The organism is Parabacteroides sp. 20_3 (assembly GCF_964238835.1).
Lineage (GTDB): Bacteria > Bacteroidota > Bacteroidia > Bacteroidales > Tannerellaceae > Parabacteroides > Parabacteroides distasonis.
Map to the genome: position 1 here is coordinate 220,491 of NZ_CAXSNO010000001.1, position 11,842 is coordinate 232,332.

Annotated in this window: 6 protein-coding genes; 2 read left to right on the forward strand and 4 right to left on the reverse strand. The window is 42.9% G+C overall.

Annotation, left to right across the window (positions count from 1 at the left end; all coding sequences use genetic code 11):
• Window positions 1–3 precede the first annotated feature (3 nt).
• The 4 genes from ACESPU_RS00945 to ACESPU_RS00960 all read right to left on the reverse strand — a co-directional run bounded on the left by ACESPU_RS00945 (window position 4) and on the right by ACESPU_RS00960 (window position 9,691).
• Window positions 4–3,180, reverse strand: coding sequence for a TonB-dependent receptor (locus ACESPU_RS00945; protein WP_192922574.1), 3,177 nt, complete (start codon window positions 3,178–3,180; stop codon window positions 4–6).
• A gap of 449 nt (window positions 3,181–3,629) precedes the next feature.
• Window positions 3,630–5,750 (reverse strand): hypothetical protein, encoded by a 2,121-nt coding sequence (locus ACESPU_RS00950; protein ID WP_227154186.1) that lies wholly within the window; start codon window positions 5,748–5,750, stop codon window positions 3,630–3,632.
• 379 nt (window positions 5,751–6,129) lie between these two features.
• Entirely contained in the window at window positions 6,130–8,718 is a 2,589-nt protein-coding gene (clpB, locus tag ACESPU_RS00955; protein ID WP_158532416.1) for an ATP-dependent chaperone ClpB, read from the reverse strand.
• A gap of 340 nt (window positions 8,719–9,058) precedes the next feature.
• Window positions 9,059–9,691, reverse strand: a complete 633-nt coding sequence (locus tag ACESPU_RS00960) for a DUF4858 domain-containing protein (RefSeq protein ID WP_005856690.1) — start codon at window positions 9,689–9,691, stop codon at window positions 9,059–9,061.
• 151 nt (window positions 9,692–9,842) lie between these two features.
• Between ACESPU_RS00960 and yaaA the strand changes: the two genes are divergently transcribed.
• Both yaaA and ACESPU_RS00970 read left to right on the forward strand, forming a co-directional pair.
• Window positions 9,843–10,607 (forward strand): peroxide stress protein YaaA, encoded by a 765-nt coding sequence (gene yaaA / locus ACESPU_RS00965; RefSeq protein ID WP_373133077.1) that lies wholly within the window; start codon window positions 9,843–9,845, stop codon window positions 10,605–10,607.
• Between the two features lie 97 nt (window positions 10,608–10,704).
• On the forward strand, window positions 10,705–11,775 hold the full coding sequence (locus ACESPU_RS00970) for a 6-bladed beta-propeller (RefSeq protein WP_122369458.1): 1,071 nt from the start codon (window positions 10,705–10,707) through the stop codon (window positions 11,773–11,775).
• The last annotated feature ends 67 nt before the right edge of the window (window positions 11,776–11,842 follow it).

The window sequence follows — 11,842 nt, forward strand, 5'->3', positions numbered from 1 at the left end:
TATTTAGAATGTTACATTTAAAGACATTGTCATAGAAAATGGCATCGGATAACCACTTCCCGGAGTTTCCGGATCCAAGCCTGTATACGCATTATCACCCCATGTTTTCATCAAAGTCACAATATTATCCGCTCTTAGTGCAACTCTGGCACGTTGTAATTTCAATTTGTTCGCAAATGATTTCGGGATAGTGTATCCTACTTCCGCATTACGGATTTTCAAGTACGAGCCACTTTCCACATAATAAGTAGACATCCTTCCTTCATCATTATAATTATTGACAGACAGGGCAGGTATTGATGTATTCGTATTAGTTGGAGTCCACGCATCCAATAAACGAGTACCATAATTCTCACCAGCCGTACTTAACGCATAAATATCGGTCCAGCTCTTCCATCCACTTACATTCAGATCCTTGCCAAACACTCCGTTGAAGAACACGCTAAAGTCAAAGTTCTTATATGTCACACCTACAGAGATACCATATTCCAAATCGGGATCCTCACATCCGATCCAAGTACGATCTTGATCGTCTATCTTCCCATCATCGTTCAAATCCTTATAACGAATACGGCCTGGCGCAGCTCCCGTCTGTGTCGGGGCATTATCCACCTCCTCTTGCGTTTGAAACAAACCATCCGCCACATAACCATACAACGAGTTCAAGGAACGACCTATCACGTTATCCTCTTCACCATTTCCCGCAAAATTATTGATTACGTCATCTGGTACTTTTATCACTGTTTGTTTATTATGAGAAAAGACACCGCTAATATTCAACCCAACATCACCAAACTGATTGTTGTAGTTCAACGTTAGCTCAAAACCTTTATTATCTATGTCTGCTCCATTCAACCATCTTTGAGCTCCTTCGCCCAAAGTGGCCACTGTACCAGGTTTCATCAAGATATCTCTCGTATATTTCAAGTAGTAATCAAAAGAACCGCTCAACTTTGAATCCAGCACGGCGAAATCCAAGCCAAAGTTGTGCTGCGATGTCGTTTCCCACTTCAAGTCCGGATTCGCCATTTGCGTACGCCTATAGCCAGAAGGTAAAGTTCCACCCTGTCCGGTGAAATCATAGGCTGTTCCCCAATTCCAGTCATCAATAGCCCCCTTGTCGTATAATGTTTCATAGAACTGATAAGACGAATAAGCGTCAATGCTTGAGTTACCATTCTGTCCCCACCCATAGCGAAGCTTCAATTGGGGAATTACAGGTCTAAGACTTTCAAAAAAGCTCTCATTATTAACCGACCACCCCAATGAAAAAGCAGGAAATGTCGCCCACCTATTATTCGCACCAAACACAGAAGAGGCATCCCGCCGAAGAGTAACAGAAGCTAAGTAGCGATTATCATAATTGTAGTTAATCTTTCCAAACCAAGAAATCATAGTATTACTGTATTGCTCACTAGCATTATCTTTTTCTGATTCTCCGGAACTTAGCCACATATAGTCATCATTTTCCAAAGCATAATCACGACGGCTACCCCAATGTTGTCGATATGTGTGTGTTATCGTCTCTTGACCCACCATAATATCAAAATTATTTTTGTCGATATCGAATACATACTGTAAAACATTGCTATTCGTACAACTCAAATCAAAATAGGATTCTTGCCTCACCTTGTTTCTTGTCTCACTCAAAAATCCAGACTCATAAGTATAATCCATCGTACGCTTCCAAGAACCAATACCATCCACACCAAAAGATGTTCGAAAGCTCAACCCTTTGATAATATTAATATTCGCATATATATTACCAAATAGACGGAGATTGTCATGGTGATTCTGCTTATTGTCTTCTATCAAGCGAACTGGATTTTGTCGATCACTCATACCTCCTATAGGTCCCCCCCAGCCTTCACCATCGACCGTATGAACTGGAACAATAGACATCAGGGATTTACAGGCATCTATATTCCCTGTACCAATATTATCGCTTTCCCGCCATTTGGAGACCGTGAAGTTCTCTCCAACCGTCACATGCCCATTCAGAAAAGTATAGTCTGAATTGATACGTCCATTAAACCTTCTAAAAAAACTTCCATCAATCGTTCCTTTATTATCATAATAATCTACCGCAAACACCGTGCGTCCAGCATCTGTTCCTGTAGATAATGTCAAGTTATATTGCTGAATTTGCCCCGTTCTCAATATTTCTTTCTGCCAGTCAGTATCTGCTGCTCGCATCGTATGAGCATCATCTAACCATTCTTTCCAAGTTACTTTATCCAGAACATAATTGCCATTCGCATCCTCATGATCCTCATATTGATATAAGCCACCTATTCCTACGAGATTTGGATCAGCATTCGGATCATCATTTTTGATGGCCCAATATTGAGCGATACCACGTTGTTCCGTGTTCATTAACTCATAAGGTTTTTTCTTGCTCACAATCGTATAAGACGCATTAAAATCAACTGTTATCCCCTTTCTTCCCTTACGGGTTGTAATGATAATCACACCATTAGCGGCACGAGACCCATAAATAGAGGCAGAGGAAGCATCTTTTAATACTTGTATGGACTCAATATCCAACGATGCCAGTTCAGACATGGAACGTGTTGTCGGTACACCATCAATAATATATAACGGATCATTATTATTCAGCGTACCTTCACCACGTATCCGGATCGTAGCATTCGCATTAGGAGCGCCATCCGTCATGACAGACATACCCGCAACTTTCCCTTGGGCTGCTTTCATTGCGCTACCATACGAACCTGTTTTCAACTGATCTACCTTAACAATAGATACAGACCCCGTTAAGTCCGCCTTTCTCTGAGAAGTATAACCTGTTACTACAACCTCGTCCAGATTCAAGGCATCTTCTTCTAATACAATATTTTTCCCCTCTACCTCATTCGCAGGATATTCCGCACTTTTATATCCTATATAACTAAAAACCAAAATACTGTTATCCTTGACATTTATAGAGAAATTACCATCCATATCCGTTATAGTCCCATTGTTTGTATTACGTTTATCCACAATTGTAGCTCCTAAAACAGGCTCTCCTTTTTTATCCAACACACGTCCTTTAACAGGCCGCTCTTGTTGTTGAGGCATTTGCCATGCTACATCCGGCATAGCAGCATATGCATCAAGTACTCGCATACCACCCAAGCAAGCAATCAATGCACACCGGTACAATGTTTTTTTAGTATTCATACAATCCATAGATTTGAAAGATTAATTAAACATTAGATTCAAGTTGAACTTATATATAATAACCAAACTTAGATATCCCACTATATAGCACCACAAAATTATCATATATTTTACAATAAACAAACAAATAAGCTATATATTTAATCGCAAATTAAAATTTATATATTACATATATGACAATATATGAATTTTTAAAAGCAGAATTTTATAAATTTTATCTACAAACAAGGAAATAGAATGTAATTTTATTTACATATAACATATACAACCATAAGACTTAAGAGGTAAAATATAAAGAAATAGCAATACCACATTACATACTCAACAATATTATTACATATATGATAATATAAACAATTTGAACATCAAAATACTTCTATACAAAAAATCCCGCATAAAACACTCATCAAGAATATCTATACGGGATAAGAAGTTAGTAATAATAGTTCTTAATCACTCAATGGCGCAAGACTAATGTCTTGTACGGATATCCCTTCCATACAAAATCGCAAATTACCGACAGTAAGTTCCGGACGATACGAGATCATCGTTCTTTGAGCGGCAATTTCCGTATCAATCAACGATCCTCCGAATTTATCAGAACCATCAACAAGTATACGAACCATAAACGGCTTGCTCGTATCTATACCATTTTCAATGGCATAATTACTCGCCGTCTGCGGGGCACCACCTTCCCTCAGCGTTTTTTCACTCGAAGCATAGGTAGCGGTCAAATTTGTTCCGTACTGGGCACGTGCCTTGTCTAGCTGCAATTGCCATTCACAAGCAGATTCCTCTCCCTTTTCTGGCAAGAACAAAACCTTCAAATTACCTTGTCTCGGCTGATCTGGATATACTTTAAAAGTCAACATAAACGACTTGCTTGAAACGGGAAAATCACCTGTCCCGGTAAGTTTAGCTGAAAGCTTTTTCGGAGTTCCCGTCGCCGGAATTATCTCATCCATCCATTTCGTTCCGATACGTCCATCTGGATATTGTATTAACTCGTGGATCACCAATGGCCCTCCCCAGTTCTGCATTTTCAGCCACCCCGCCATCAAAAAACGCCCTCCAGGTATTTCCGTAATCGCGGGAACAGACAGCCCGTTATAGAAATCCGTTCCTTCAACCACGACGTCTTTATAGGCAAACTCCGGATCCTTAGCCAATTTAGACCAAAGACGGGTAAAACCACCAATGATATAATCATATTCGCCCCAACGGAAAAAGAAGGTACAATCACCGCCTAGCGGGAAATCAGCATCCAAGCATTTCCATCCACCATTCACGGAATCAGCCTTCCAAGTTCCACGAGCACCATAGTTAGCCAACATTTTCAAATTACCATCAGGATCAGTATAGATACTCGGATTCTCACAAGGATGGTATAATATATGTGTCTTTTTGAAGTTGGTAACACCATCCTCGCTTATCGAATAAGTAGAGCCAGCCGGTACAAGTCCCTGGATCGTATCATAATTAAACGAGCCCGTATAACCATTCTTCTCCAGATAAGTCCATTGCATCGGAAGCGTAGTTTCTTCCTTAGGATAGATACGAGTAGTATGCAGCCCATAACTAATACAGAGTTTGCCATTAAAAAGAAAAGGCGTACCGGTTCCGAATGTCTCCCATTGGTATTCCAGAGGAGTCGCTGGCTTATGTTCTACCCAAGTTTGAAAATCCGTGGTAGACAAATGCTCGAAATAATGTCCACCTCTTCCAAATTTACTTGCGTGGCCACGGCGATCAAACAAATAAAACACATGATAACGTCCATCATGGAAGAATGTAACCACATCTCCCACCCAAGCATTATGGTAAGGAGGTGTCCAATATTGGATATTAGAGGCGATTTGCGGTGTTGGCGCCGCTATCTGTTCCGGTTGGATAGCTGGCTCATACAAATTAGCCTCGCTCACATAATCGGGGTTTAAGCTCCACAATTTCATCCGACTCGCCAACGGATAACCTAGGGCGAAATCATTATCATACAAGCGCCCATCTATGTAAATAGTCCACTGGACCCCGGAGAATTGAAGGATAATATCATGTTTTCCCTCCGGTCTATCTAATATCGCTAAAGGTATACCAACCGTCATATCCTGGAATTTTTTCGGATCCCAAGGAGACTGCAAGGAAAGACTCGCTTCTAATACGGGAACCGAACCATCCAACATTTTATAAGCCGGATAATTTTGTATTTTTCGATCATCCGGATCATGCTTACGAAGATAGACTTTAAGTACCTGAGGTATCTCAAGCAAAGTTTGCTCTCGGGCGACCGATTTTATATCAGCGGTAAACCGGATCGTAAAACCCTTTGACTGATCATCCGACAACAAGAGCCCTGCCTCCGGCACTGTTCCGGACAAGCTGCTTTTGGCTGTCCTTGAAGTATTAAAACTCCAAAAAGGACTTTGTAATTCAACTTTTACTTGCTTAGAAACAGCTTTTTTCTCTTGACAGGCCATCATACCCATTAAAGTAAAGATTAACAAAAACAAGGATATAAACCTCTTGTTCATCACCAACGCAAATCCGCAGTTAAAAATAGAACCCTGATTCATGATTTTAAATATTATTATTCAATTAGTTAACTTGCAAATTCATTCCACAGTATCCCTAAAGTTAGAATATCAAGAGAACAACTCCCCATATTTTCAAATTAGCATGTAGTCGCAAATATACTGATATTTATTTATATGAAAACAATTTTATAGCATAAATTAAAAATTTATTTGCCATAATAATAACATAAGAGGTAAATAATAACTATATAATGTAATCAATAACCTATCTTTTTCCCTCTCTGCATATACATAAACAAGTTAACCAAGTTGAGCTTCCATCTGCTTGGTTATCCTTATGAGGAAAGGCGGAATGCCCCTTCTTAGGATCACCCCGCCTTCACATCACAGCTGCCTTATACCAAACAGACAGCTTCCTTTAATTCTTAAATACCAAACTATCGTCTTTCCTATCGATCACGATCGGGCGGTTACGGTCTACCGTTCCACCCAGCAAAGCCTTTGACAACTCGTTCAAGACATACTTCTGAATGACACGTTTTACCGGACGGGCACCGAATTGAGGATCGAAGCCCTTGTCGGCGATAAAGTCCACGGCCTCGTTCGTGAAGTCCAAGGCGACACCGTTCGTAGCCAACATCTTCTTCACGCTGTTCAACTGCAAGGATACGATCTTGCGAATCTCCTCCTCGTTCAGCGGAGTAAACATGATGATATCGTCGATACGGTTCAAGAACTCCGGACGGATCGTCTTCTTCAACAGTTCCAGTACTTGGATCTTCGTCTCGTCTACCACCTTGTCATGCGTGGCGGGTGTCATCTTCTCGAAGTTCTCACGGATCAAGGAAGAACCTAGGTTACTTGTCATGATAATGATCGTGTTCTTGAAGTTGACAACACGGCCTTTGTTATCCGTCAGCCGTCCATCATCCAAGACTTGCAACAAGATGTTAAATACATCCGGATGCGCCTTTTCGATCTCATCGAACAAGACAACCGAGTAAGGTTTCCGGCGAATCGCCTCCGTCAATTGTCCACCCTCATCGTAACCCACATATCCCGGAGGCGCACCGATCAAACGAGTCGCGCTGAATTTCTCTTGATACTCACTCATGTCGATACGGGTCATCATATTCTCATCATCGAACAGATACTCGGCCAACGCCTTGGCCAACTCCGTCTTACCCACACCGGTAGTACCGAGGAAGATGAAAGAACCGATCGGTCGTTTCGGGTCCTGCAGGCCGGCACGACTACGACGAACCGCATCGGCGATAGCGTTGATCGCCTCTTCCTGACCGATCACACGGGTATGAAGCTCGGACTCCAGACGTAATAACTTATCTTTCTCGCTCTGCATCATCTTGCTGACCGGAATTCCAGTCCAACGGGATACCACATCGGCGATATCGTCGCTATCCACTTCCTCCTTGATCATAGCCGCGGCACCTTGCATCGTCTTCAACTTAGCCTGTACCTCCTTGATCTCCTCTTCCTTTTGCTTGATCTTACCGTAACGGATCTCAGCGACCTTGCCGTAATCACCCTCACGCTCCGCCTTGTCAGCCTCAAACTTCAGGTTCTCGATATCGATCTTATTTTGTTGGATCTTGTTGATCTGCTCCTTCTCGCTCTGCCACTGAGCCTTTTGCTTGGTCTCTTCCTCCTTCAAGTCGGCGATCTCCTTGTTCAGTTGCTCTAATTTCGACTTGTCGTTCTCACGCTTGATCGCCTCACGCTCGATCTCCAACTGTTTGATACGCCGGGAAACCTCATCCAACGACTCCGGTACGGAATCGATCTGCAAACGCAGACGGGCGGCGGCCTCATCCATCAAATCGATCGCCTTATCCGGCAAGAAACGATCCGTGATATAACGGGTAGACAACTGCACGGAAGAGATAATCGCATCATCCTTGATACGTACCTTATGGTGATTCTCGTATTTCTCCTTCAGACCACGAAGGATGGAGATCGTATCCAACTCACTCGGCTCGTCTACGATAACGGTCTGGAACCGACGCTCAAGCGCCTTATCCTTCTCAAAATACTTCTGATACTCATCCAACGTCGTGGCACCGATCGAACGTAGCTCACCACGAGCCAAGGCCGGTTTCAAGATGTTAGCTGCATCCATGGCGCCTTCGCCTTTACCGGCTCCTACCAAGGTATGGATCTCATCGATAAAGAGGATGATCTCACCCTCGGATTTCGTAACCTCGTTCACCACCGCTTTCAAACGTTCCTCGAACTCGCCTTTATATTTAGCTCCGGCGATCAACGCACCCATATCCAACGAGAAGATCTGTTTAGACTTCAAGTTCTCGGGAACGTCACCCCGAACGATACGATGGGCCAACCCCTCAGCGATAGCAGTCTTACCTACACCCGGCTCACCGATCAAGATCGGATTGTTCTTCGTACGGCGGCTCAATATCTGCAAGACACGGCGGATCTCCTCGTCACGTCCGATCACGGGGTCCAGTTTACCACTACGGGCACGCTCGTTCAAATTGATGGCGTATTTTCCTAAGGCATCGTACGTCTCCTCGGCGGATTGGCTTGTCACCTTATTTCCTTTACGCAATTCCTCGATCGCTTGACGTAACTCTTTCTCTGTCACGCCGGCGTCTTTCAATATCTGTGAAGCGGTGCTCTTTTCCGTGAACAACGCCAAGATGATCGGCTCCAACGATACATATTGATCCCCCATCTTAGAGGAATAATCGATCGCCTTCTGTAAGACAGTGTTCGACTCGCTAGAGAGATAGGGTTCGCCTCCCGAAACCTTAGGATAAGATTCGATTTGGCGATCCAGTACCATATTCAGGTTTTGAGCGTTTACCCCTAATTTCTGAAAGATAAAATTAGTAACACTCTCACCCGTCATAATGACAGCTTTCAACAAGTGAACCGGTTCGATAACCTGTTGATTATTTTTGGTAACCAACTGTACGGCTTGTTGAACAGCCTCCTGCGCCTTGATTGTAAAATTGTTTAAATTCATATATTTAAGCTCCTTTCTTATATTCTTTTCTAATTTATTTTACACTTATATCCTTACAAAAGAAATACCAAAACGAAAATATGACATTTTGTCTTAATATTATAAAACAGAATAGAGAACTCCCCGTCAAACCGTCCATTTCGGATGTCATTCGGACGTATCTTTTCAGAAAGAACAAAAGAGAGAGAAAAAGGTTTTGATAGTAAACGCACAGTATCTAGGTAAAAACAGTCAATGTTCTCAAAAAAACACGTACGAGTTTTTCCGGAAACACGTACATGTTTTTTGAAATTCACGTACGTGTTTTTTTCGAGTGGTTATATCCTATAAATCCAACAATTTACGGATAGTCATTATAATACTTCCACGTATTCTCCCGTTTCCTGTTTCTCTTCTTATCACGGGCACTTTTCCAGAAAATAGTCTCTAGTAAATCCTCTGCGTCGAAATAGACTCTTATGGTAGCAAGTACCCCTCCCCTTCGCTGGCCATCTTTCACGACATCCGAGTATATATTAGTCAGTTTTACGTTGGCAGCCATAGGAACCTTACCTACCTTTAACTCTTTCCAATCCTGATTCTTAGGGAGCCTAATCGTGTGCGCTTGCTTCTGTATGGCCAATGAACGGGAAGGTGACTTAAAATTCAGCAGCATGAATAGGACTGGGGTAATCGAATCATAATTGGTCAACCTACGTAAAGTATCTAACTGTACATATTCCGAGAAGTCTTTCGTAATCGGCAACTCACTTGGTGAGGATAACATATGGGTTCCCGGTTGATCGGGTCGTAGAAAAGTCCCGCTTTCTATCGCCTTCTGAAACTCAGGATTCAAACGTATCTCCTCCTTGCCGGATAAAAATTCTTGCAGGCGCAAAGAATCCTGTTCCGTCCACTGCGCATGGGCCATCGTAGGTAGGATGAATACTATCAAAAGGAATATAGGTCGCATCTTCACGTCTCTCATCTTCATAATCCTCATTACATTTCTATCACCAAGACTCATTCCTCCATTAAATCCCCCATTCGAGTCGAGATACTTTAAGATTTATTGGGATGCTTATACCCTATTTGAATCTTAATATGGATTACCTTTATGCGATCAATCCAAATCCAATATAGATATGTTGATATTATTATCTCCGGCTAAGACAATGACCGGGACATCCAAGATAAAAGCGCCGCAAGGCACGACTCCACGTTTCCAGCAAGAGGCGAACGAGATCGCCCTGCATATGACCCAATTTCCCATTGACGAATTAAGTCGTATCCTCAAGCTCAGCCCGAAACTGGCGGCGGAATGTTACCACAGATACCAAGATTTTCATGCGGAAGACAACCAGCCCTTACAAGCGATACTCGCCTATACCGGTGTCGTATTCAAGAATATCAGCCCGAAAGACTTCACGGAGGAGGATTTTCTTTTCTCGCAAGAACATATGCGTTTCGTATCGGGATGCTACGGGTTACTTCGCCCATTAGACCTTATCAAGCCTTACCGGATGGAGTTCGACGTAAAAATCCCGGAACTAGGCGACGGGAATATGTACGCCTTCTGGAAGGACAGGCAAACAAATATATTAATCCATGACGTCCGACAGGGAGACGGAATCCTACTGAATCTAGCCAGCTTGGATATCCAACCCTCTTTCCAGTGGAAGGAGGTGGAGCGATCCGTCCGGATCATCACGCCCGAGTTCAAGATCTGGAAGAACGGCAAAGCGGAGACGATCGTGATCTACGCCAAGATGTGCCGGGGACAAATGAGCCGCTATCTCATAAAGAACCGGATTTCTGACCCGGAGACATTAAAAGCATTCACATGGGAAGGCTTTTCCTATAAAGAATCCATGTCCGAGGGGGATAATTGGGTATTTCTACAAGAATAATTCTAGGCTTATCCAATAAAATCAGATGATCTACGTTTTATAAAAACAATTCGTAAAAATCATAAAAAGGTTTATCCTTCTTTAATTTAGCGATGATATGAAAAGAACCTTTACATATTTATTACTACTTGTTCTATTGGTTTGCGGAAAGCAAGCCTATAACCTGTTAATCTCGAATGAATCGATCCGGAGCAACCCTACCGGAGCCTTGTCTGACATCGCGGATGAGGTAATCGCCATTCCATTACAGGACTCAGGGACGCATTCGATCAGGGAGGCCAAGTATATCCGTCAAGAGGGAGATAACCTATTCCTTATCAGCAATGAGACGCTTTACCGTTTCAATCGCAAGGGAGAATTTATCTGTCGCATCACCCATCCGGATGACATACGGGTAGCGGGGTATGTAGTGAACCCGGCCAACCAGCAGCTGATCGTACTTGGAAACACGGACGATATTTTCTATTACTCATTCAATGGTGATCTCCTTACCCGCAAGAAACTGAAATGCGACCTTCCGGAGAATAGGCATATGCTATCCATATCCATGCACAATAACCGGATATTTACCACCGAGGAATGTGTTCATGGGGATACGGCAGGGAAAACCGCCACGATTGAGAAACAAATCGTTGAATACGATTCCTCTTTCCATAAATTACAATCTCATACGATCCGTCCGGTCGATCTGGAGCGTTCCGCATGCCCGATCGGTTGTCTCGCCCCGGAAGTAGCCGTGGAGCCCGGAAGCGGAACGGTTTATGCCTACGCCCCCTCCTATCAACCCGGGAACTTATTACGGGACACTTTATATATTAAGCAAAAGCGGCAAAGCCAAGCCTTGGAGAACCTTGCCGGAAAGAATACACTTCCTTTGCTACCGATCCGCATGGGTAGCCGTTTCTGGGTATCTACTTACTATAACGCAGAGGATGAGTCCAGAAATTACACCTTCTGTTATGATACGGAGAAGGAAGAATGCTGGCAGGTAAAAGAAGGATTAAAAGATAATTTTTATCAAACCGGAAATGTGCGACGAATGGACCCTATCGATCCCTATTGCCATTCCTATTGTTTCAGCAAATCCGGAGAGGATCTGCGAAATACTTTCCCCGCACAGGCCCAAGGGGAAAGCCTCGTGTTATTTATCGTGAAATTGAAAGGGTAAATCCAGTTAATATTTCAATAGAGAGCAGACTGATGGGTACAAAATAATATGTATCTTCGTACCATTC

What these genes read in the sequence shown, in the direction of transcription:
- ACESPU_RS00945 (WP_192922574.1), bottom strand. Translation starts at nt 3,180, where the DNA reads ATGAATACTAAAAAAACATTGTACCGGTGTGCATTGATTGCTTGCTTG.
- ACESPU_RS00950 (WP_227154186.1), bottom strand. Translation starts at nt 5,750, where the DNA reads ATGAATCAGGGTTCTATTTTTAACTGCGGATTTGCGTTGGTGATGAAC.
- clpB (WP_158532416.1), bottom strand. Translation starts at nt 8,718, where the DNA reads ATGAATTTAAACAATTTTACAATCAAGGCGCAGGAGGCTGTTCAACAA.
- ACESPU_RS00960 (WP_005856690.1), bottom strand. Translation starts at nt 9,691, where the DNA reads ATGAAGATGAGAGACGTGAAGATGCGACCTATATTCCTTTTGATAGTA.
- yaaA (WP_373133077.1), top strand. Translation starts at nt 9,843, where the DNA reads ATGTTGATATTATTATCTCCGGCTAAGACAATGACCGGGACATCCAAG.
- ACESPU_RS00970 (WP_122369458.1), top strand. Translation starts at nt 10,705, where the DNA reads ATGAAAAGAACCTTTACATATTTATTACTACTTGTTCTATTGGTTTGC.